Source organism: Kineococcus deserti (assembly GCF_050871945.1).
GTDB lineage: Bacteria > Actinomycetota > Actinomycetes > Actinomycetales > Kineococcaceae > Kineococcus.
Genome location: NZ_JBJLSI010000012.1, coordinates 13,091 through 35,217 on the forward strand (window position 1 = coordinate 13,091; position 22,127 = coordinate 35,217).

The 22,127-nt window shown below is 72.6% G+C and carries 17 protein-coding genes; 13 read left to right on the forward strand and 4 right to left on the reverse strand.

Annotated features, from left to right (window positions below; all coding sequences use genetic code 11):
- The first annotated feature begins 139 nt into the window (after positions 1-139).
- Positions 140-457, forward strand: coding sequence for a hypothetical protein (locus ACRYR2_RS11505; protein WP_432563005.1), 318 nt, complete (start codon positions 140-142; stop codon positions 455-457).
- A 515-nt stretch (positions 458-972) separates the two neighbouring features.
- Here ACRYR2_RS11505 and ACRYR2_RS11510 read toward each other — a convergent pair.
- Entirely contained in the window at positions 973-2,436 is a 1,464-nt protein-coding gene (locus ACRYR2_RS11510; protein ID WP_432563006.1) for a nucleotide disphospho-sugar-binding domain-containing protein, read from the reverse strand.
- A 233-nt stretch (positions 2,437-2,669) separates the two neighbouring features.
- Here ACRYR2_RS11510 and ACRYR2_RS11515 point away from each other — a divergent pair, with 233 nt between their 5' ends.
- From ACRYR2_RS11515 to ACRYR2_RS11525, 3 genes are read left to right on the forward strand one after another with little or no spacing between them, the layout of a single operon-like run.
- Positions 2,670-3,824, forward strand: a complete 1,155-nt coding sequence (locus ACRYR2_RS11515) for an NAD-dependent epimerase/dehydratase family protein (protein ID WP_432563007.1) — start codon at positions 2,670-2,672, stop codon at positions 3,822-3,824.
- A complete protein-coding gene (locus ACRYR2_RS11520) occupies positions 3,821-5,254 on the forward strand; it encodes an FAD-binding oxidoreductase (RefSeq protein WP_432563008.1) in 1,434 nt (477 codons plus the stop codon). Before ACRYR2_RS11515 ends, ACRYR2_RS11520 begins: the two co-directional genes overlap by 4 nt.
- Positions 5,245-6,534, forward strand: a complete 1,290-nt coding sequence (locus ACRYR2_RS11525; RefSeq protein WP_432563009.1) for an FAD-dependent monooxygenase — start codon at positions 5,245-5,247, stop codon at positions 6,532-6,534. Before ACRYR2_RS11520 ends, ACRYR2_RS11525 begins: the two co-directional genes overlap by 10 nt.
- Here the strand turns inward: ACRYR2_RS11525 and ACRYR2_RS11530 are convergent.
- Positions 6,489-9,485: an ATP-binding protein gene (locus ACRYR2_RS11530; protein ID WP_432563010.1), complete on the reverse strand. Its 2,997-nt coding sequence runs from the start codon at positions 9,483-9,485 to the stop codon at positions 6,489-6,491. The two genes, ACRYR2_RS11525 and ACRYR2_RS11530, sit on opposite strands and share 46 nt — an antisense overlap.
- A gap of 164 nt (positions 9,486-9,649) precedes the next feature.
- On the opposite strand from ACRYR2_RS11530, the gene ACRYR2_RS11535 reads away from it, so the two are divergent.
- Entirely contained in the window at positions 9,650-10,285 is a 636-nt protein-coding gene (locus ACRYR2_RS11535; protein ID WP_432563011.1) for a TetR/AcrR family transcriptional regulator, read from the forward strand.
- 414 nt (positions 10,286-10,699) lie between these two features.
- Positions 10,700-11,062: a hypothetical protein gene (locus tag ACRYR2_RS11540; RefSeq protein WP_432563012.1), complete on the forward strand. Its 363-nt coding sequence runs from the start codon at positions 10,700-10,702 to the stop codon at positions 11,060-11,062.
- Between the two features lie 727 nt (positions 11,063-11,789).
- On the opposite strand, the gene ACRYR2_RS11545 is transcribed toward ACRYR2_RS11540, so the two are convergent.
- Positions 11,790-12,608, reverse strand: a complete 819-nt coding sequence (locus ACRYR2_RS11545; protein ID WP_432563013.1) for a helix-turn-helix transcriptional regulator — start codon at positions 12,606-12,608, stop codon at positions 11,790-11,792.
- A 205-nt stretch (positions 12,609-12,813) separates the two neighbouring features.
- On the opposite strand from ACRYR2_RS11545, the gene ACRYR2_RS11550 reads away from it, so the two are divergent.
- The 7 genes from ACRYR2_RS11550 (at position 12,814) to ACRYR2_RS11580 (ending at position 19,266) form a co-directional block, all read left to right on the forward strand.
- Positions 12,814-13,689, forward strand: a complete 876-nt coding sequence (locus ACRYR2_RS11550; RefSeq protein WP_432563014.1) for an SDR family oxidoreductase — start codon at positions 12,814-12,816, stop codon at positions 13,687-13,689.
- Between the two features lie 378 nt (positions 13,690-14,067).
- A complete protein-coding gene (locus ACRYR2_RS11555; protein WP_432563015.1) occupies positions 14,068-15,024 on the forward strand; it encodes an alpha/beta hydrolase in 957 nt (318 codons plus the stop codon).
- Positions 15,025-15,095: 71 nt separating this feature from the next.
- Complete coding sequence (locus tag ACRYR2_RS11560) at positions 15,096-16,124, forward strand: SLAC1 family transporter (protein WP_432563016.1); 1,029 nt, start codon at positions 15,096-15,098, stop codon at positions 16,122-16,124.
- Positions 16,125-16,126: 2 nt separating this feature from the next.
- A complete protein-coding gene (locus ACRYR2_RS11565; RefSeq protein WP_432563017.1) occupies positions 16,127-17,149 on the forward strand; it encodes a LysR family transcriptional regulator in 1,023 nt (340 codons plus the stop codon).
- On the forward strand, positions 17,146-17,877 hold the full coding sequence (locus ACRYR2_RS11570) for an SDR family oxidoreductase (protein WP_432563018.1): 732 nt from the start codon (positions 17,146-17,148) through the stop codon (positions 17,875-17,877). Before ACRYR2_RS11565 ends, ACRYR2_RS11570 begins: the two co-directional genes overlap by 4 nt.
- 47 nt (positions 17,878-17,924) lie before the next feature.
- Positions 17,925-18,926 carry a zinc-binding alcohol dehydrogenase family protein gene (locus tag ACRYR2_RS11575; RefSeq protein WP_432563019.1) on the forward strand — a complete coding sequence of 334 codons (1,002 nt, stop codon included), beginning with the start codon at positions 17,925-17,927 and terminating at the stop codon, positions 18,924-18,926.
- Between the two features lie 49 nt (positions 18,927-18,975).
- Positions 18,976-19,266: a putative quinol monooxygenase gene (locus ACRYR2_RS11580; protein WP_432563020.1), complete on the forward strand. Its 291-nt coding sequence runs from the start codon at positions 18,976-18,978 to the stop codon at positions 19,264-19,266.
- A 16-nt stretch (positions 19,267-19,282) separates the two neighbouring features.
- Here the strand turns inward: ACRYR2_RS11580 and ACRYR2_RS11585 are convergent, their stop codons facing one another.
- Positions 19,283-22,036, reverse strand: coding sequence for an ATP-binding protein (locus ACRYR2_RS11585; protein ID WP_432563021.1), 2,754 nt, complete (start codon positions 22,034-22,036; stop codon positions 19,283-19,285).
- Positions 22,037-22,127: the final 91 nt, after the last annotated feature.

The window sequence follows — 22,127 nt, forward strand, 5'->3', positions numbered from 1 at the left end:
GCGGGCTGGACGCACCGTGAAGGATCAGCGCCTGCTGTCGCACTCCTGCCACCATCACGGCAAAGCAGCCCGAAAGTGGCTCCGGCGGCGCTATGAGTTCCCTGACTGGTCAGGACGCGAGCCGCCTGGGGGGAACCTCATGAAGCAGCAGGACGCCATCGACACCTGGTGGTTCGACGCCGATGAGCCCACCCGGGCTCGAGCGCTGCAACTGGCCCGAACCGACCTGCTGCCAGAAGACATGGTCATCGACTTGATGCTGGCCGGCGCGGCCATGGTCCGCGTCGACACGCCCGCAGGCGTAGGGCACATCATCCCGGAGGTGCTGTGGGACTTCCTCATGGCGGCCCGGCAGATGCGTTCGCGAGACCTCGGCGTCGGCTCGAGCCAGTTCACCGTCCACGGCGGCGACCTCACTGAGGGCTACCTCACGCTCAACGCCAGCTACACGACCTGAGTAGCCCTCGGAGCGATGGAACGCTTCCTCACGGCACGTGCACCGCCATGCCGCGTCGTGGTCACTTCGGCAGCGGGCGGAGCCCGGTTCAGCAGGTCAAGCCCACCACGTCACCGTCGACCTGCGCGAGGTCGAAGAACCACCTTCGGGCCAACGCAAAGTCTCGACCGGCGCCCCGACCAGCCGGTCGGTCCAGCTGACAGTCACCGACGACGGCACCGGCTTCGACCCAGCGGTCCTGCCCCAGCGGCTGCAGCAGGGGCACATCGGCCTGAGCTCTCAAAGCCTGCGGGTGCAGACCGTGGGAGGGCAGGTCGACATCACCACCCCGCCGGGGGGGTGGAACCCGCGTCCAAGTCACCGTTCCCGTGTCTGCCGCCGGCCGGCTGGCCAAATAAGCCGGCACAGCCACCCACCCGTGATCACACCGACTGATGCACCGACTCACGGAGGCACCGCGAGCGCGAGAACACCTGCTGAATCCCGGCCCGCGACATCGGGCGTACGGCCGCTCCTCACTCACCGCCGCGATCACGCCGCGCAGGGATGGTGCTGACAGGTAAGGGGCGCTCAGGGTTGCTGATGATCGTTTCGATCGCCTGCAGAGCGTGACGGAGACCGTCCTCGCCACTCATGGCGTGCGCGATCTGCTGGGCGACGGGCGTGCACGGCAGCGCCTGCTCGATCGCCCGCCGCAGCCGGGCAGTGGTCATCTGGCGCACCGGAACCGGCCGCGCGGCGAGGTGGGCCCGGTGCAGCGTGCGTGCCCAGAACGGCTGGTCGCCGGTAAAGGGCACGACCACCTGCGACACACCGGCAGCGGCGACAGCGTGCACCGTTCCAGCCCCACCGTGGTGGACCGCGACGCTGGCGTGCGGCAGCACTGCCCGGTGAGGCACCGAGGGAACCGCCAGGACATCGTCACCACTGACGTCGTCGGGAAGGTCCAGACCTCCCCACCCCGTGGCCAGCAGCACCCGCAACCCGTGCGCCCGGGCAGCCTCCACCACAGCCCTGGTGCGGGAGCGCGGATCGCCGCTGGCCATGGAACCGAACCCGGCGTACAGGAACGGCCCGCCGGCAACGAACTCGGCGATCTGCTGCGGCAGTCGTTCGGAACCTCCAGGACCAGCCCAGGTGCCGGTCAGCACGACGTGCTCGGGCCAGTCGCCGGGCCGGGGCAGCAGGTGAGGACTGACCGGGATCAACGAGGCGGCCGCAGGGGTGGGGCGTCCTCGCGAGCCGCTGGACGACGGGGACAGCCCGGTCGCGGCGCACGCTGCCTGCACGTCCCGGGCGAACACCCACCCGGCAGCCGAGGCCGCGCGCCAGGTGGCGCGGTTGAACGGGCCCAGGTCGCGGCTGACGAAGCCCGGCAGCGGAAAGGCGCTCGTGGGCGACAGCGACGGCACCGCCTCGACGAGCAGGTGCGGAACTCCCGCTGCTGCCGCCGCATGCGGGGCGGTCAAGACCTTGGGGTGGTGGACCACGACGTCGGGAACGTCCTGCTGCACCACTCGGGCGGCCTCGGTGAACATCCGCCGCATGCCCGGTCGGATGCGTGTCCTGAAAGCCCGCGCGGCGGCGAGCGCCGTACTGCCCCGCTCCTGGATCAACTGGGCGAAGTCGATGCCCAGGGAGGTCGTTTGGAGGCCGGACAGGTCGACGCCGGGGTTGTCGGGAACGGCGAGCGTGACGTCGTGCCCGGCTGCGAGCGCTGCTCTGGCCAGTGCGGCGAAGGGTTCGATGTCGCCGCGGGTGCCGGCGGTCAGGAACAACATCCTCACGGTCTTCTCCTTGAGTCTTGTTCTCGTGCGATGTGCGCGCGGTGCCGACGTCGGTCCAGGTGACGATGGCGCCGACGACAGCTCCAGTCGAGCGGCTTTCCCTGAGGCGGTGCTGAGGCGGTGCCGAGGCGGTGGGTCACGACTCCGGGCGCTGACTCTTCTGCCCGCGCACAGGAAGGGCTGGTCGGGCACCCGATCTGCGCGCCGTGCATGACCTGATCCGCCCGCAGCGTCGCCGAAACGTCCTTCGGGGCCTACCGCCCCCGAAGACCTGTCCGATGGTCCTCAGCGACGACTGCTGGGTGGCGCCGGCAGGCAGGCGGGCGGGGTGGTCGAGGCCTCAGCGAGACCTCAGTGACACCTGAGCGCAGCGCGGTTTGCTCCGGGCACTGCCCCGACCGGGGCGGGTGGAAGGGAGGCGGGACGTGGAGCGCACGAGGGAACGCCCGGGGGAACGCCCGGGGGAACGCCCGGGGGAACGCCCGGGGGAACGCCCGGGGGAACGCCCGGGGGAACGCCCGGGGGAACGCCCGGGGGAACGCCCGGGGGAACGCCCGGGGGAACGCCCGGGGGAACAGGTGCACGTGGTGGTCGGCGCCGCAGGAGCCACCGGACACCGGGTGGTGCGTGAGCTGTTGTCGGCGGGGCACCTCGTGCGGGCGGTGACCCGCGATGGGCGGTCACTGCCGATCCGGGCCCGGGACGCGGGGCGGTTGGAACAGGTGGCCGTCGACGCGGCCGACGGTGTGGAACTGGCTCGGATGTGCCAGGGAGCGCACGCGGTGCACCTGTGCGCGATGCCGCCGCTGCCGTCCTGGCGCCGCGACTTCCCGCCGATGCTGGATGCGGCGCTGGCGGCCGCGAGCCGGGCGGGGGCACGGTTGGTGTTCGCCGACGACACGTGGATGTACGGCAAGGTCGAGGGGCCGATGACCGAGGCCACGCCCTACCGGCCGGTCAGCGCGCACGGGGTGCTGCGGGCCTGGCTGGCCGACCGGTTGCTGGCCGCGGCCGCGCGCGGTGAGGTGTCCGTCAGCATCGTGCGAGCCGGGGAACTGTACGGACCCGGCGTGCGGTCGATGATCGCCGGCAACGTCTTCGGCGCCGCCGCCCGCGGGCGGCGGGTGCACTGGCTGGGCGATCCCGACCTGCCGTTGACGCCGACGTTCGTCGACGACTTCGCCCGCACGCTGGCGGTGGTGGGCGAGCAGGACCTCGAAGCGGCGGGCGTGTGGCACGTGCCGCATCCGGCGCCCACCACCGGCCGGCAGCTGGTCGCCGAAGCGTTCGCCCGCAGTGGGCACCGGCTGCGGTTGTCCCGGCACGGGGCCGGTGAACTGGCCGCAGTCGGGACCGTGTGGCCGCTGGCCCGGGCCGGCGCGGACCTGGTGTACCAGTTCGAGCAGCCGTTCGTCGTCGACGGCTCGGCTGCCGCGGCCCGCTTCGGGCTGGTGCCGACCCCTTACGCCGCAGGTGTTACGGCCACCATGACGGCCTTCGCACACCCTTTGGCCCCGGCACCTGCACCGCGCACCACCCAAACCCTGGAAACTCTCGCCTCTCGAGGAGTTCAACTGTGAGCACGACTGGTACTGCGGTGGACCGCCTTGCCGCCGACCCGTTGCACGACTTGTCCCACCTCGTCCTGGGCCCGGTGTGGCGGCCCGGGGATGCCGAGTACGCCGCCGGGTGCCCAGGATTCAACGTGGCCACCGTGCACCGTCCGGAGGCGATCGTCGCCGCGGCCGACCCCGGTGACGTGGTGGCCACCGTGCGCTGGGCGGTGCGTCACGGGCGGACCCTGGCCGTGCGCGCCACCGGGCACGGAGCGCCGGCCACCGGGCCCGGCACCGTTCTGCTGGACACCCGGGGCCTGGATGCGGTCAGCGTCGATGCGCCCGCCCGTACCGCCACGGTGGGCGCCGGCGCGCGGTGGCAGGCGGTCCTGGACGCCGCCGCTCCTGCCGGGCTGGGGGCCCTGTGCGGGTCGGCGCCCGGTGTGGGGGTCGTGGGGTACACCCTGGGCGGGGGCTTGGGTCCGGTGGCCCGCACGTTCGGGCTGGCCGTCGACCGGGTGCGCTCGATCGACCTGGTGAGCGCGGACGGCCGGTTGCGCCGCATCGATGCGATCTGCGACCCGGACCTGTTTTGGGCGGTGCGCGGCGGTGGGGCCGCCTTCGGCATCGTGACCTCGATGACCTTCGACCTATTGCCGGTCGCCTCGGTGACCGCCGGCGGTGCGTGGTTCAGCGCCCAGGTCGCCCGCACGGTGCTGCAGCGCTGGCGGGAGTGGGCCGCGGCGGTGCCCGGCAGTGTCAGCACCTCGCTCAGCCGGCTGAACCTGCCGCCGGACCCGGCGCTGCCCGAGGCGTTGCGCGGGCAGGCGCTCGTGCACGTGCGGTTCACCCACGTCGGCGAGCAGGATTCGGGGGTGGCGTTGTTCGCCCCGATGCTGCAGGCGGCCACTCCCCTGCTGTCGTGGGTGCAGCAGATCCCGTTCGCGCAGATCGGCCGGGTGCACGCCGACCCGGTGGACCCGCTGCCGGTCGCCGAGCGGGGCTTGTTGCTGACGGAGTTTCCCGCCGCCGCCGTCGACGCCTTCGTCGAGGTGACGTCTGCAGCGGCGGGGTTGCCGTTGCTGGCTGCCGAGTTGCGGTTGCTCGGTGGCGCCGTCGCCGAGGTGGCGGGCGCGCCGGCTTCGGCCGCCGGTGGGCGGTCGGCGGCCTTCAGCCTGCACGTCCTCGCCGTTGCGGTGCCACCGATCGCCGAGGCGGTGCCCGCGGCGCTGCAGACCGTGCTGGACCGGATGGCTCCATGGTCCACGGGCGGCTGCTTGGTGAACTTCTCCGGAGTCCCGTCGCCGGCCGTCGATGCGGCGGTGGCCGCCGGCTACAGCGCGGCGGACTACCAGCGGCTGCTGGATCTGCGGCAGCGTCACGATCCGGGCGGGGTGTTCGCCGCGGCAGCGCGCTGGGCGCCGATGCAGGCAGGAGAGCGCTCGTGCGGGTGATCGTGGTGGGAGGGGGAATCGGCGGGCTGGCTGTGGCCGTGGGGCTGCAGCGCGCCAGCATCGAGGTGGTGCTGTACGAACGGGACGTGGCCGCGCGTGCCACCGGGGCCGCGCTGTCGTTGTTCGGCAACGGGTTCGCCGCGCTGGACAGCCTGGGGGTCGGGGAGCGCGTGCGGCAGCTGGCCGGGCCGATGCCGCTCTTGCGGGCCGGGCAGCGCCGTCCAGACGGCCGGTGGCTGGCCACCACACCGGCGGCGGCGACAGCGCAGATGCGGGTGGTGCTGCGCACCGATCTGCACCGCGCGCTGAGCAGCGTCCTGGCCCCGGGCACCGTGCGCACCGGCAACCGGGTCGTACAGGCCGACCCCGACGGCCAGGTCGTGGTCGTCAACGACTCCCCCGACGGCCCGCGCACACCGCGCTGCGAACGCGCCGACCTCATCGTGGCCGCCGACGGGTTGCACTCCCGCCTGCGCGGTGGATGGCCCGGCGATCCGGGCACCCGCTACGTCGGCTGGTCGGCCTGGCGCGGAATCACCAGCCGCCCGGTCGACCTGCACGAGGCGGCCGGTGAGACGTGGGGACGCGGGCTGCGCTTCGGCCTGGCCCCGCTGGGCGATGGCCGGGTCTACTGGTTCGCCGTCGCCACCGTCGCAGAAGGCCAGCCGCTGCTGCCCGGTACCGACGACCTGAGCGCCCTGCACCGCCGGTTCGCCGGCTGGCACGACCCCATCGGGGAAGTCCTGCGCTGCACCGGGCCCGAAGTGGTGCACCGCACCGCGGTGCGCGAACTGGCCGGCCCGTTGCCCACCTTCGTACGCGGTCGCTGCGTGCTGCTGGGGGATGCCGCCCATGCGATGACCCCGGACCTGGGGCAGGGCGCGAACCAGGCGCTGGAGGACGCCGCGACCTTGTGCGCGTTGCTGACCGGTACCGCCCGGCAACAACCAGGGCGGGAGTCAGGGCGTGGGTTCGATCGGGAGCCCGGGAGGGACCTGGAGGCGGCGCTGGCGCGATACGACCGGTTGCGCAGGCCACGGACGCAAGGAGTGGCCCGTCAGGCCCGGCGGCTGGGACGCCTGGCCCAGGCGCCAGAGCGCTGGCAGGCCGCGGCCCGAGATCTTGCCCTGCAGCTGGTGCCGGCCGGGGTCATCGGCCGGCGAGCGGTGCAGCTGCAGACCTGGCAGCCGCCGCAGGTGCAGCACACGGGTCAACGCCCGGGTCAACACGCGGGTCAGCGGACCGCAGCCAGCGAGGTGGCCAGCAACTCCTCCACCTGAGCCCGGTCCAGCTCCGCGCCCCGGGCGGTCAGCGCCGCCCACCGGTGCGCGGGCACGGCGGCGTGGACGGCGGCGGCCTCCTGCGGGCCGTCGATGGGGTCCATCACCTCAGGGGAGAAACCCCACTGCGCTCCGAGGTGGTGGACCGCGCCCAGCAGGACCCCGGCCGCCTCGGCCTGCCCCGCCCGGGCCAGCACGGCGGCGGCGCTGTGCACCAGCACCAGCCAGGAGGTCCGGTCCCCGTCGGCGCTCAACGGTTCGCGCAGCGAGGCCGCCACCGCGGCCGCGCCCGGCAGGTCACCCTCGTCCACGGCCGCCTTGACCAACGCCCAGGAGGAGGAGATCACCGCCCACCGGTGACCGGCCGCACCGGCCACCTCAACTGCTTCAGCCAGTACCGTCCGGGTCGCAGGGCACCGGTTGCGGCGCATCGCCATGCCCTGCACCATCAACGCCTCGCCCAGAACTGCGGCATCCCCGGCCCGCCGCGCCTGCTGCACCGCGCCGACGGCGTCCACCAGCCCGGCGGCCGGATCCTGAAAGGTCCGAACGTGCCCCGCCCAGGCCTGGGCGCGGGCAGCCAGCGCGGGCTGGCCGGCCGCGGCCGCCAGGCGCTGCGCGGCAGCGAAAGCCTGCGCGCCGGGGGAACCCCCCGCGACCTGCCCGGCGAGGTAGCTGAGCTGTCCCAGACCGAACCACGCCGCCGCGACGTCGTCGGGACGCGGTTGGACCGGTGTGCGCTCGGGAACCTGAGGTAGGCGCAGAGCCCGCCGCAGGTGAGACAGGCCCTCCCCGATCCGGCCGTGGCGGTACCAGGCCCAGGCCAGGCAGCCGGCCAGCTCCTGGGCGTAGGCGTACTCGCCGTCCTGCAGCGCCCCGGTCAGCGCGACCCGGTGTTCAGCAGCCGCGCGGTGCAGCTGCGCCAGCGCGGCCCGCGCCCCCGGCCCGCGGTCCTGCTGCGACCACAGGCGCGCCTGCTCCAGCACCCAGTCGCGGTGCGCGCCGGTGGCCTGGAGCCGTTCACCGGGGCAGAAGGTGGTGGCGGCGAAGGCGCGCAGGGTGCGCAACATGAGGTAGCGCCGTGGGGTGCTGCCCGCCTCGACGCTGAGCAGCGAGCGGCGCACCAGGTCGGCCAACGCGTCCATCGTGACCGCCGTGGGCAGCGCGGCAACCCGCGCCGCCGAGCTCAGGTCGAAGGCCCCGGCGAACACCGAGCACCGCGCGAACGTCCGCGCCGGCACCGGTTCCAGCGCGCCGTGGCTCCACTGCACCACCTCCAGCAGGTCCCTGGCCCGCGGGTCAGCCGCTCGCCGCGGGGCACGCAACGCGGTGAACCGGTCGGCCAGCGCCTCGAAGATTTCAGCCAGGGACAAGACCCTGAAGCGGGAGGCGGCCAGTTCGATGGCCAACGGCAGACCGTCGACCTCGGCGCAGATCCGGCGGACCACCGCCAGGTCGTCGGCGCTGGGCACCCACCGCGGATCGACCGCGGCCGCCCGCTGGACGAACAGGTCGGCGCCATCCTGATCCGGCTCGAGGCCGCTCACCACGACGGCGACCTCGCCGGGCACGTCCAGGACCTCCCGGCTGGTCAGGACCAACCGCAGCGCTGGGCAGCGGCGCAGCAGGTGGGCCGCCAACCGGCCCACCGCGGCCAGGTGACGCTCGCAATCGTCCAGCACCACCACCCGCTCGACTCCCTGCAGCGCAGCCGCGAGCGCCCCGAGGGTGGCCGCGACGGGAACGCCGAGCGCGGTGGCAGTCAGTGCGCACAACAGATCCACGTCCTGCCTTGAGTCCTGGCTTGAGTCCTGGCCCGAGGTCTGACCCGAGTTCTGGCCTGGGTCCTGGTTCCAGCCCAGGTCCTGCTCGCTCGCTGCCTCACCGGCCGCGCCGGGTTCGGGACCGGTTGCTGGAACGATTCCAGGGTCGAGCTGGGGGGCGAGCCACAGGTCGAGTTCGGCGTTGGAATCGGAGTCGAGCTTGGAGTGGGGGTTGCAGTCGAGTTCGGAGTTGAGATTGGATTTGGGGCTGGGGTCGAGTTCGGTGAGGTCGACCCAGGTCACCGGCAGCCGCGAGCTCAGCGCGGTGGCGACCGCCAGTGCCAGCCGCGACTTGCCGACTCCACCGGGTCCGGTCAGGGTGGTGAGTCGTTCCTGACGCACCGTGGTCACGACGGCGTCTACTTCGGCCTGGCGGCCGACCAGTTCGGTGAGGGCACTGGGCAGGATCGGGCTCACCGGCCGGCTGACGTCCACGGGCCGGGTCGAGCGTTGGGTCGTTCCCGCGGGAAGGGAGAGTTCTTGGTTCAGGACGGCTTGCTCGAGTGAGCGCAGCGCCGGTCCGGGATCCAGACCGAGTTCGTCGGCCAGCAGGGTGCGTACGGTGCGCAGCGCGCTCAAGGCCTCGGCTTGGCGGCCACCGGCGCACAAGGCGGTGACCAGCAGTTCCCAGCCCCGTTCCCGCAGTGGGTGCCAAGCGGTGTGCGGGCGCGCGATCTGAACCGCCTGCTCGTACTGTCCGGTGCGCAGCAACGCCTGCACCAGGTCCTCGGTGATGTCGGCTCGCAACTCGGCCAGGCGTTCGCGCTCCAGGACGAAGGTGGGCAGGTCGTCCAGGTCGGCCAGCGCCGGGCCCCGCCACAGGTTGGCGGCGGTGTGCAGCAGCTGGACCGCTTCGGCGGGCCGGTCGGCGGCGGCGGCGGCACGTGCAGCCAGGTCGACGACGCGAGCGGTGTCAAGCTCTCCTGGCTCCAAGTCCAGGACGTAGCCATCACCACGACGTTGCAGCACCTGCGCCGCGCTGCCGGCTGATCGCGTGGGTTCCAGCAGCCGGCGCAACGCCGCGACCTGGTAGTGCAAGGCTCCACGGCTGGGTGCGGCCGAGGCCGCCCACGCCCGACTCAGCAGGTCATCGACGGCGACAGGGTGCGGCGCCGCCAGTGCCAGCACGGCGAGCAAGGCTCGCTGTCGGGCGCCGGGCACCTCCACAGGGCGGTCCTGCAGGTGCACCTGAAACGGTCCGAGCAGATGCACCCTCAGGGTCATGACCGCGGACTCTACATCCGTAGTGTCATGGCGGGAAGACACGCGGAGCGTGTTCTACGGTGCCTGACGTGAGGACCGCTCCCGCCCCCGACGGCCGCCGCGCAGCCATCGCCGATGCAGCCATCGAAATCATCGCCCGGCAAGGGCTGCGGGCGTTGACCCACCGGGCGGTCGACCGCAAGCTCGGCCTGCCCGACGGCTCGACGTCCTACTACACCCGCACCCGCCGTGACCTGCTGGATCTCATCGTGCGCCGCCTGGCCGGACGAACCCGTGACGAGCTACCCCCCACCTCCGACCCCATCCCGGCGAACGCCACCACCCTGACGAACATCACTGCACCGGCGACCGTCACCGCGGAGCAGGCCGTGCAAGCGCTGCTGCAGTTCCTGCAACAACTCAGCCTGCGCCCCGACGACCACCTGGCCCGCTTCGCCCTGGCCATCGACCTGGTCAACGATCCCGAACTGCACCCGTTGATCACCCACCACTCCCCGGTTCGACAGCAGGCGCTGGCCGCGGCGCGAAGTCTGCTCACCCAACTCGGCGCACGCGATCCAGCCGGCTGCGCTCCCGCGCTGGTCGCCGTGGTCGACGGCCTGCTGTTCGACCACCTCATCGGCAGTGGGTCTTCGGACACCGCCTGGCGCACAGCACAGACCACGCTCACCGCCTTTGTCGCCGGACTTTCCCGCATCAACTGAGCTCGGCGGCTGCTGCCATCAGGCACCAACGATCCCGGCCGTTGCGATCGACGACCCATGCACCGCCGGACCATCGATCGACCCCGGACGCAAGCGACCGTCCCCAGCAGTGTCGCGCGAAACAGGGTGCGCACTCATCGACCCGACTTCGGCAACTGACCATTCCTAACGGCTGAGGTACTCGCCCACCGTCGCGCCACACCAGGCCACGACTACCCCTTATGCACCTGCTGTGGCAGGCTCGAGCGCGAGCGCCGCCATGGCGCCGACCTCGCGCGGACCGATGACGCTCCGCACAGCAGCACGCAGCAGCAGCAGCAGCAGCAGTGAGCAGGATCGGTCAGCATCACCAGCCCGCACCGGCCCTCCGCGCCGGCGGGCCCAGCCTCAGCATCCCCGAAGGAGACGGCGACAGTGCCCCGCATCAATACCCGCCGCGCCCTGACCGTCGGCCTGACCTCCCTGGCCTCCCTCACACTCCTGCCGCTACTGGCCGAGGCGCGCCCTACCGAGCGCACCATCCTGCTGATCGCCGCGATTCCCGCGGCCACGCTGTTCGGCTACCTCGCCGGCTATGCCGCCGCCCCCACCGGAGGCGACCTGACCGGCCACCAGGCGCCCGCCACCGCGCGCAGCCAGCCCCTCGCCACCGGCACCCGACCCACCCCGCCACGCCCACCCCGCAGCGTGGGATCGCTCCAGGACGCCGGTACGCCACCACCGCTGCGGCTTATCCACGGCGCCGTGCGCGACCGACCCGGCACCCGCGCCGGCTGACCTGGACGCAGGCAGGCAACACCTGCAGGCGCCCGTCACCGTTCTTGATCACCCCGCGAGGGGGCGACAAGCCACCGCTACCAGCATGACTGGGTTCGGCTACAGCTCGCAGGATGCATGAGGGTCGTCACCGCCGACGGGGACGCCGGTGATCCCTGCCTGCTGCCGATGAGGTGGTCTGCGGCGTCGACGTTAGTGAGAGCAACCACCACAGCTGGGCGCTCAAGCTTGAGGGGCACCGCCGGTAGGACAAGGCGGTGATGAACAAGGAGCCTGATCGACGGGCCGTCCTCCAACTGCCGACCTACGGCACGGTTCTCATCGTCACCGACCAGCTCCTGCTTTCGAGCACATGGCCCCTTGAAGCGCCGCGGAAGAAAGCTCCTGCTGCGCAACGGCCTTGTTGCCCAGGCGGTAGCGGTTACAGCAGGGGCGGGCCTTCCTGTGGAAGGCCCGCCCCTGAACGATGGTTCCCGCATGACCGGTTGCGGTCGGTGAGTCAGTCCCGGGTGAGGAGCTCGGCGAAGGCGACGGCGGTGGCCTCAGGGATGGTGGTGGTGCCGCCGAAGACGACCGCGGTGTCCAGCGGGCTGGTGGCCTTCAGGCCGGTGACGGCCTGGGAGGCGGCGGGGCTGAGCTGGCCAGGGGTGGTCAGCGCAGCGGACCGGTCAGCAGCCCCATGGCGGTGGAGCCGACCAGTCGGGTACTACGACTGGGCCTCCAGGGCTCAGGTGAGCGAGGCCAGCATCGCCAGAGCCTCAGCAGAGGGCGTGCCCGGCTCGGCGTGGTACATCACGACCACCAGGGAAGCAGTACCGATGACGGCGAACTTCTCCCGGTGCAGCACCAGCTCCCCCACGACGGGGTGGTGCACGATGCCGGTGGGCGACCCGCTGGCCTTGACGTCGTGGCGGGCCCACAGCTGACCGAAGCGTTCGCTCTTCAGCGACAGCTCCCCCACAAGGGCCTGGAACCGCGCATCGTCCTGCTCGGCGCCGATGTCGGCGCGCAGCTGCGCCACGACGCTGGCGGTGTTCTGCGACCAGTCCGGGTGGTAACTGCGCGCCTCGGGATCGGTGAACAAGGACACCAGCCGGTTGGCGCCGACCACCAGACTCGGCTCCAGCGCGGTCGCGAGTCGGTTGGCCGCCAGCACATCGCGGTAGCGGTCCATCACGAACGCAGGCACGTTGACGGCCTCCAGCAGCTTCTGCACCCCCTCGGGCACCCGCTCGGGACGGTGCTGGGTGGAGCCGGCGCGACGGCGAGGCCGGATGCGGGAGAGCTCCAGGGCGTGGGCGGTGGCTTCGGCGTCCAGCTGCAGCGCCCGGGCCAGGGCGTCGACGACCTGCTCGGAAGGGTGCTGGTCGCGGCCCTGCTCCAACCGCAGGTAGTACTCGTTGCTGATGCCGGCCAGCAGCGCAACCTCCTCGCGCCGCAGCCCGCGGACCCGCCGTCGGCTGCCGGCGGGCAACCCGACGTCCTCAGGCCGCACCAGCTCGCGGCGAGCGCGCAAGAAGTCGGCCAACGGCGTGCGTGATTCCACGGCTGCGACGCTAGCGGAGGCCACCGGCGCCGCGCGGGTCCAGCGTGGGCCCCGTGTGCGCTCAGCCTGTCCCCGCCACTACCAGTGTCCGCAGGGTCTTCTCCGTCTCCCGGCACCAGCTGAGCATCGTCGGCAGCACCGGCCGCGACACCCTGGCCGCCGGGCAGTCCACGCAGTCCACGCAGTCCCGAGAGGTAGAACGACAATGGCTCAGCGCACCTGGTTCATCACCGGCTCCAGCAGCGGCTTCGGCCGCCTGATGACCGAGCAGCTCCTGCAGCGCGGGGACCGCGTGGCTGCCACCGCCCGCGACACCGCCTCCCTGGACGATCTGGCAGAACGGTACGGGCAGCAGATCTGGACCGCCCAGCTCGACGTCACCGACACCGCCCAGATCCGCGAGGTCGTCGCCAAGGCCTTCGCCGAGCTCGAGACGATCGACGTCATCGTCAACAACGCCGGTTACGGCCTGTTCGGCGCGGCCGAGGAACTGACCGACGAACTCATCGAGCACCAGATCGCCACCAACCTCGTCGGCCCCATCCAGGTTCTGCGGTCCGCCGTCCCCCACCTGCGGGCCCAAAGCGGGGGGCGCATCATCCAGCTCTCCACCTACGGCGGGCTGGCCACCAACCCCGGTGCCTCGCTCTACCACGCCAGCAAGTGGGGCGTGGAGGGCTTCATGGAAGCCAACGCCAAGGACCTGGCGCCGTTCGGCATCGGCGTGACCATCGTCGAGCCCGGCAGCGCCGCCACCGGCTTCCGCACCGGCGGCTCGCGCCTGCCGCAGCCGCTGGCCGCCTACGACGGCACCCCGGCGGCGATGAGCCGCGGCATCCAGAACCCGGCCCTGCCCTCGGTCAGCGACCCGGCCAAGGTCGCCGCCGCCATCATCGCCAGCGTCGAGACGACGCCGGCTCCGCTGCGTCTGGTCACCGGCAGCGACTCCTTCACCATCATCCGCACCGCGCTGCGCGAGCGGCTGGCCGACATCGAAGCCCAAGAGACCAGCGCCGCCGCCACCGACCTGACCCAGCCGACCCAGCCGACCCAGCCGACCCAGCCGACCCAGGCCGCCTGAGCAGGCCTGTGCACCCACCACTGCGCCCACCACTGCGCTCACTACCGGGCCCACTGGCGGCACCGCCGCCCTCAGATACGTAGACACAGTCGGTGGCCGGCTGAGGGTGGCTTCGCAGTCGAGGGTGCCTTCAGCAAGCGTGCGCCAGCTGAGTCAGATGCCGCTGTGGTAGTCAGGAGCTCACCGAGGGTAGCCCTGCGGGCATCTGTCGTTCGCCAGTCGCCGATGAAGCTCACCTCGAGGACCTTCTCCTGGCAAAGCACAGTCATCTGTCCGAAGCGCTGCGCAGACCCGGCTCCCTAGGTTGCAGGGCAGGACGTCCGGCGGAGCCTCGCGCTCTCGCCGGCGTCACCCATCACCGCATCCGAGGAGCCACCCGTGCCTGAGATCGAAGTCGTCCTCGAACCCGCCGCCCAGGCGTTCGTGGAGGCCAACTCCACACCGCCGTTCCTGTTTCAGCTCACCCCGCAGCAGGGCCGCGAGATCGCCCACACCCTGCAGTCCGACTACCCCGGCCTGCTGCCGGTGGACCAGGAGGACCTCGCAGTCGAAGGCGGCCCGACCGGTTCGGTGCCGATCCGCATCACCCGCCCGCACGGTGCGACGGGGCCGCTGCCGGTGATCATCTACACCCACGGGCTCGGCTGGGTCTACGGGGGCAAGGACACCCACGACCGGCTGGTGCGTGAGATCGCCGTCGGCACCGGCGCGGCCGTCGTGTTCACCGACTACGCCCTGTCCCCCGAGGCGAAGTACCCGGTGGCGATCGAGCAGATCTTCGCCGTCGCCCAGTGGGTCGCGAAGTTCGGCGCCGAGCACGGCCTGGACACCACCCGGATCGCCGCCGCCGGCGACTCCGTCGGCGGGAACATGACTGCGGTCCTGGCGCTCATGGCCAAGGAACGCGGCGGGGTTCCCTTGCTGGCTCAGGTGATGTTCTACCCGGTCACCGACGCCACGTTCGACACCCCGAGTTCGCACGAGTTCGCCACCGGGTACTTCCTGTACCGCGAGGGCATGCAGTGGTTCTGGGACCAGTACACCACCGACCCGGCTCAGCGGGCCGAACCGTACGCCTCGCCGCTGAAGGCCACGCTCGAGCAGCTCACCGGTCTACCCCCGGCGCTGGTCATCGTCGGTCAGGCCGACGTCCTGCGCGATGAGGGGGAGGCGTACGCGAACAAGCTGCGCCAGGCCGGCGTGCCGGTGACCGCCGTGCGCTACCAGGGGATCATCCACGACTTCGTCGGGCTGAACCCGCTGCGGGCCACGAACGCCGCCGAAGGCGCCATCAACCAGGCCGTCGACTTCCTCAAGAAGGCACTGTCGGCCTGACCCCGCACCCCGGCCCGGGCGCGTCGGGGGGAGCGCCCGGGCCGTATTCCCCTCCCCCGCGAGGAGTTCGCATGTCCACCACGAGCCAGGAACGCCCGTCGGTCTCCGCGATCGCCGGAGACCAACCGTCGACTCGGATCCGCTTGACGCCCAACCTCTTCGGTACCTCCTTCGGCCTGAGCGGCCTGGCCGCGGCGTGGACCGCGGCCGGTGACACGCTGGGTTTGCCGGGCTGGCCCGCCGGAGTGCTGTGGGCGGTTGCGGCCGCCGTTCACGTCGTCGTCCTGGTCGCCTACCTCACCGATGCACTCATCCATCGGCGGTTGCGCGCCGACGTCGACGATCCAACGCTCGGTCCGTTCACCGCGCTCGGAGCGATCCCGTTGCTGCTGCTGGGTGCTGAACTGGCCCGCCATTCCCGCGGGGTCGGCGAGGTCGTGGTGGTGGTGGGTGCGGTCGCGACATTGCTGCTCGGCGCCTGGCTGACGGGCGGTTGGATTCTGCGCCCGCACGACCTGGAACGCTGGCACCCGGGGTACTTCCTGCCCAGCGTCGCCGGCGGACTGGTGGCCGCGAACGCCACCGCCAGGCTGGGCTGGGACACCATCGCTGTGGTGCTGTTCGGGTACGGCGCGGTGTCCTGGCTGGTGCTGGGCTCGATCCTGTTGGTGAGGCTGTTCACCCGCCCGGCGCTGCCGGCGGCGCTGCTGCCCACCATGGCCATCGAGGTGGCCCCACCGGTCGTGGCTAGCAACGCCTGGTTCGCCATCAACGGTGGCCGCAGCGACCTGGTGGTGCTGCTGCTGGCCGGTTACGGGGTGTTCATGGCGCTGGTGCAGCTGCGGTTGCTGCCGTTGTACGCCAAGTCGACGTTCGGGCCGGGTTTCTGGTCCTTCAGCTTCTCCTACGCCGCACTGGCCAGCACTGTGCTGACCTGGCTGCGCATCCAGTCCCCCACCGGGGCGCAGTTCTGGACCGTCGTCGTCCTGGCCGCCCTCACCCTGGGCTACGCCCTACTCGTGGCGCGGACCGCGGTGGCGCTGGTGCGGGGTCGCTACCTGGTCCGCGTCCCCGTTGCACAGCCCGGATCTCCCGCCTGATCGTGCCGACCCTGCGAGCCTTGGAGCACCTTGTCGCTGTCCTGGACTATGGGTCTTTGACCGAGGCCGCGCGGCGGCTGCACACGACGCAGTCGGCGCTGTCGCACCAGCTGGCCGCCCTGGAACGCGAGATCGGCACCCCGTTGCTGCACCGGTTGCCGCGCGGGGTGCGGCCCACCGCCGCCGGACGCGCGGTGGAGGCCGAGGCCCGGGCTGCGCTGGCGGCCGCAGCAGCGGTGACCCGGCTGGGCCGGGCGGTGGCTGCCGGCGCGGGCGGGCGGCTGCGGATCGCCTGTGTCGAGACGATGACCGCCGCCCTGCTGGCCCCCGCGCTGACGGTCTGGCGGCGGACTCGACCCGACGTGGACATCGACCTGGCGGAGTTCTCCAGCGCCGATGCCCTGGCCGAGCACCTGGCGGCCGGGCGGGCCGACTTCGGGCTGGCGCCCCGGCCGAGCCGGTGGGCGGGCCGGGTGCTGCTGGCCGGGCGGGAGGAGGTCGTCGCGGTCGTTCCCGTTGGGCACCCGCTGAGGGTCCCGGGCACGTTGCGGACTCCCGCCGACCTGATGGGGCACCCCGTGGTCGGGTTCAGCACCGGTAACGGGCTGGCGTCCTGGCTGGATGACCTCGCCGACGCGGCAGGTGTACGACTGGACATCGCGGTGCGCACGCGCAGCGCGGTCACGGCGGCGCGCCTGGCCGAGGCCGGCCTGGGTATCGCTCTGGTACCGCTGAGCGCTTTGGACGACGGCTCCCTGGCAGCCGCCGTGTCCTTCGATCCTGTCCTGGCGCGCGAGGTGGTGGTCCTGCTGCCGGGTGAGGCCGACGCCCTGGCCCAGGACCTGGCCCACACCCTCGTCCGCGCCGGCGTGCCGTCCCGCAAGGCTGTTTCGCAAGCTGTCTCGAGGGCCGTCCCGGAGGGCACGGACGCTCCCCGGTGTGAGCAGCTTGCACACCAGGCATCCGAAACCGTCATCGCTGCAGCGGATGACCCGGACTTCTCCAGGAGTTGGGAGCAGACGTGAACACCGCCAACACCGTGGACACTGTGAACACCACGACACCTCTGGATGGCTCCACCGTCCTGGTCGTCGGCACCGGCGGCATCGCCGTGGCCACGGCCCGGCTGGCCGCCGAGTCCGGCGCGGACGTCGTCCTGGCCGGCCGCAACCCCGACAAGACGGGCCGGGCCGCGGCCGCAGCCGGTGCCCGCAGTGAACGGGTCGACCTGTCTGAGCAGGACTCGATCACCGGTCTGGCCGGTCGGCTCGGCGCGGTCGACCACGTGGTCAACCTCGCCGCCGCTCCCGCCAACGGCCCGCTGGCCGGTCTGGACCACCGGGCGCTCGTGCGAGCCTTCGACGCCAAGGTCTTCGGGCCGGTGCTGCTGGCCGGCGCGCTGGACATCACCACGTCGCTGACCCTGTTCTCCGGGTTCATCGCCTGGCGACCTGCGGCCGAGCGGGTCACGATGGCCACCGCCAACGGGGCCGTCGCCTTCCTGGCGCAGTCGCTGGCCGTGGAGCTGGCCCCGATCCGGGTCAACGCAGTCTCCCCCGGGGTCGTCGACTCCGGTTCCTGGGACGGCCTGGGAGAGGCGAAAGCACAGTTCCTGCAAGCCACCGCCGAACGCAACCCCGCCCGGCGCACCGGCACCCCCGGCGACCTCGCGCAGGCCGCGCTGTTCGCCATGACCAACCCGTTCCTCACCGCCACGACCCTGCACATCGACGGTGGTGGGCGCTTCGCCTGACGAACCCGCCCGATCACCCGAAGCCCCAAGCTTGAGAAGGAGAACCCGTGAACACCGTGTCCGCCGTCGCCGCCCTGGACGGCCGCCCCATCAGCGATCCCGCCGCTCTGGTCGACGTCGAAGTGCCCGTCCCCGAACTGCGACCGCGCGATGTCCTGATCGACGTCCAGGCTGTCTCGGTGAACCCCGTGGACGTCAAGGTCCGCGCCGGGCTGGACCGGCAGGACACCCCCAAGGTGCTCGGCTGGGACGCGGCCGGGGTGGTCGAGGCCGTCGGCCCCGCCGTGCAAGGCCTGTCCGTCGGGGACGAGGTCTGGTACGCCGGCGACCTCACCCGGCAGGGGTCGAACACCCGATTGCAGGCCGTCGACGAACGCCTCGTCTCCCGCAAACCCACCAGCCTCAGCTTCGCCGAGGCCGCCGCCCTGCCGCTGACGACCATCACGGCGTGGGAAGCCTTGTTCGACCGGCTGGGCCTGGAGGAGACCTCGCAGGGGACCCTGGCCGTGCTGGCCGGCGCCGGGGGCGTCGGATCGATCATGATCCAGCTGGCCAAGGTCCGCACACAGTTGCGTGTCCTCGGCAGCGCCGGCAAGGCGCAGTCGCGGGAGTGGGTGGAATCGATGGGTGCCGACGCCGTCATCGACCACCACGACCTCCTGGCCTCGGTGCGCGCGGCCGCCCCGGACGGCGTGGAGTACCTGTTCAGCCCGAACACGCAGGGCAACGTCGAGGCGTTCGCCCAGGTCGTCAGGCCCTTCGGCGCGATCGTCGGCATCGACGACCCCTCAGCGCTGGACCTCATGCCGCTGAAGAGCCGCAGCATCGCCTGGCACTGGGAGTTCATGTTCACCCGCTCGATGTTCCAGACCCCGGACATGGCCGAACAGGGGAACCTGCTGCGCCGGACCGCGGACCTCGTCGACGCGGGCCGGCTGCGGACGACGCTGAACACCACCATCGACGACTTCACCGCGGCCGGGCTGCGCGAGGCGCACCGCCTCGTCGAAAGCGGCCGCACGGTGGGCAAGGTCGTCGTCACCCGGTAAGCACTACCCCTGCATCACGATCCGGCCGTACCGAACCGAGGAGAAACCCGTGAGCACCACCGTCGTCGCCGAGATCCGCCCCGCCACCGGGCACAGCCAGGAGGTGGAACAGGCGCTGCGGGCCGCCGTCGCGCGGGTCCGGGCCGAGGATGCCGGCTGCGAGCGCTATGAGTTGAATCTCGACGCCGCCAGCGGTTCGTACGTCATGGTCGAGCAGTGGGCCGACGAGGAGGCGCTCGCCGCGCACGCCGCCGGACCCGCCTTCGCGGCCCTGACCGCGGCGCTGGACGGTCTGCTGGCCGCACCGATCGCGGTGCGGCCACTGGTCCTGCTGGTGTGAGCCGGAGATCGGGCGGTCACTGCACGCCCAGCCGCTCCAGAGCGGCGCGCACCTGACCGCGGCTGGTGACGCCCAGCTTGGGGAAGGTGCGGTGCAGGTGGGTGCCGACCGTACGGTGCGACAGGTATAGCTGGTCGGCGATCTCCTTGTTGCTCAGGCCGGCCGCGACCAGCCGCGCGACCTGCAGCTCCTGAGCGGTCAGCGTCGTGCCCGGGGTTGCGCCGGCGGGCGCGCGGCGGCCGGTGACGTTTCCGCCCGCGGCCCGCAGTTCCACCGCGGCCCGCTCGGCCAGCCCACCCGCCCCGGCGCGGTCCAGTTCGTGCAGGGCCTGGGCCAGTTCCGCGCGTGCCTCGACGATCCGGCGCGCGCGCCGCAACCACTGCCCGTGCAGCAGCCGGGTGCGGGCGACTTCGAGGGGAACGGCCGGGTCCACCGCCAGGGCGGCCCGGAAGTGCTCGCCCGCCTGCGCGCTGTCGGCCAGCAGGGCGTGGGCGCGGTGCACCAGGTGGGTCAGGTGGGCCGCGCCCAGGACGTCGCTGACGCGCGCGACCTCCCCGACGGTGGCGTTGACCCCGGCATCGTCGGCGCGCCCGGCCGCCGCGGCGGCCTCGGCGAGGTCGGCGACGGCCCACTGGGCGTACACCGGGTGCTCGGCGACCTGGAGCAGGGCCGGCAGGGCGTCGGCTGGGCGGCCCTGGGCGAGGGCGAGCGAGCCGGCGGCCCAGGCCAGGCCGGCGACGACCTGCGGCACGTGGTCGCTGGTCGTGGCCGTGCGCGCCCGGCTCAGGGCTTCGGCCGCCTCCGCCGTCCGGCCCAGCAGCACCAGGGCCCGCGCCTCGGCCGCTGCGGCCGAGGCGGCGACCATGGGCAGCGACAGGTCGGTTCCGGTGCGGTAGCCGGCCTCGGCGTCGGCCAGGGCGCCGGGCAGGGCGCCGGTGACCACGCGCACGGAGGCCCGGCCGTTGAGGGCCTGGCACTCATCAGTCGGGGAGCCGATGCGGTGAAAGCTGTCCGCGGCTGAGGTCCACGCCGCCGCCGCGGTGCCCAGGTCCTGCAGGTGCTCGGCGGCCTGCGCCAGCCCGAGCACCATGTAGGGGTTGGCGAACGGCTCGTCGGTGAACAGCTGCAGCAGCCCGGGCAGGGCCGCGCGGGTACCGGCGTGACCGAGGGGGTCGATGACGGCCAGCGCCACCTGCTGGACGGGGTGCGGGCCACCGGCGTCCACCGCGGCCAGCGCATCGCGCACCGTGGCCCGCGCCGAGGCCGACCCCGCCTGGTTGACCAGGTGGTACACCGCGCCGGTGAGGGTGGTGATCCGTTCGGTCGGGTGGTCGCGCCCGGAAGGGCCGGCCAGTTCGCCGGCCACGGCCAGGACCTCCTCGACGATGTCCTGCCGGTGGCCGGAGGCCACACCGAGCATCGAGCGCAGGTAGGCGATCTCGTAGCGCTGGGACGGCTCACGGGTCAGCGCCGCTGCAGCGTCCAGGGCCGTGCTGGCCTGGTCTACAGCACCCGCCTGCCGGGCGTACTGGGCCGCCTCAAGCAACCGGACGGTCCGTCGTTGCGGGTCCGGGGACAGGTCGGCGGCTCGTCGGACGACGACGGCGGCCTCCCCTCGCGCGCCCCGGGCGGCCGTGCGCTGCCCTACCGCGGTGAGCGCGGTGGCCACGTCCTCATCCGGTCCCAAGGTGGCGGCGGCGCGATGCCAAAGCGCCCGGTCGGGATCGCGGACACTGACCGCCAGGGCCCGGTGGGCCGCCAGCCGTCCGGCCGAGGACGCCGCCCCGTACACCGCCGAGCGCAGCAGCGGATGCCGGAACCGGAGCCGTCCCTCGCTCAGGCTGACCAGGCCGGTGCGCTCGGCCGGATCGAGGTCTTGCGGCGCCAGCTGCAGTTCGGCGGCGGCGGCCAGCAGTTCGGGAAAGGCGACGTCCTCCCCGGCCGCGGCCAGCAGCAGCAGCTCTCGCGTCGGTTCGGGCAGCGCGGTCACCGCTCCCAGGAACGCCGACTCCAGCCGCCGGGTCGTCGGCAGCGGCACCGTCCCGGTCGTCCCGGGGCGGTCGGCCAGCGCCCGGGTGAACTCCTGCAGCGCCAGGGGGTTGCCGGAGGCCTCGGCCAGGACGCGGTGCCGCTCCTGGCGCGGCAGCCGGACGTCGAGTGCGTCCAGCAGCCGTTCGCAGTCGGCAGCCGACAACGGCGCGAGGGGCACTGGCTCGGCCACCGCCCGGATCGTCTGCACCGCTGTGGCGGCGGTCGTGGCCGGGGAGCCGGTCCGCAGGCCTGCGACCAGCAGCAGCCGGGCGCCGGTGAGGCGGCCGGCGACGAAGGCGACCACCTCCGCGCTCGAGGCGTCCAGCCACTGCAGGTCCTCCACCACCAGCAGCAGGGGCTGCTGGGCGGCGACCTCCTCCAGCAGCCCCAGGGTGGCCAGGCCCGTGAGCAGCCGGTCAGGCGCGGGCCCCTCGTCCAGCCCCAGGGCGGTCAGCAGCGCCGAGCGCTGCCGGGGCGGCAGGGCGACAGCGCCACCCAGGACCGGGTGCAGCAGTTCGTGCAGCCCGGCGAAACCCGCCGGCACCTCCACCTCCAGGCCCTGGCACCTCAGGACGCCGAATCCCGCCGCACGGGCGATGCGCTCGACCTCCTGCAGGAGTGTGGTCTTGCCGATGCCCGCCTCTCCCTCCACGACGACGGCGCGGCCGGGGCTCTCGGGGACCGCCACGGCGGTGAGCAGGCTTTCGACGCGGGCCCGTTCGGGCAGGCGTCCGATCATCAAAACGTTCCTCCGTCCACCGTGCGGTGGACGGCACAGTACGTCGGACTGGTCTCCGGAACCGGCGGATCCGCGCAGGCCATTGGCCGAG

Excerpts from the sequence above, each read along its gene's own strand:
- ACRYR2_RS11550 (WP_432563014.1), top strand. The coding sequence starts at position 12,814 with ATGGCTCAGCGCACCTGGTTCATCACCGGCTCCAGCAGCGGCTTCGGC.
- ACRYR2_RS11585 (WP_432563021.1), bottom strand. The coding sequence starts at position 22,036 with ATGATCGGACGCCTGCCCGAACGGGCCCGCGTCGAAAGCCTGCTCACC.
- ACRYR2_RS11505 (WP_432563005.1), top strand. The coding sequence starts at position 140 with ATGAAGCAGCAGGACGCCATCGACACCTGGTGGTTCGACGCCGATGAG.
- ACRYR2_RS11560 (WP_432563016.1), top strand. The coding sequence starts at position 15,096 with ATGTCCACCACGAGCCAGGAACGCCCGTCGGTCTCCGCGATCGCCGGA.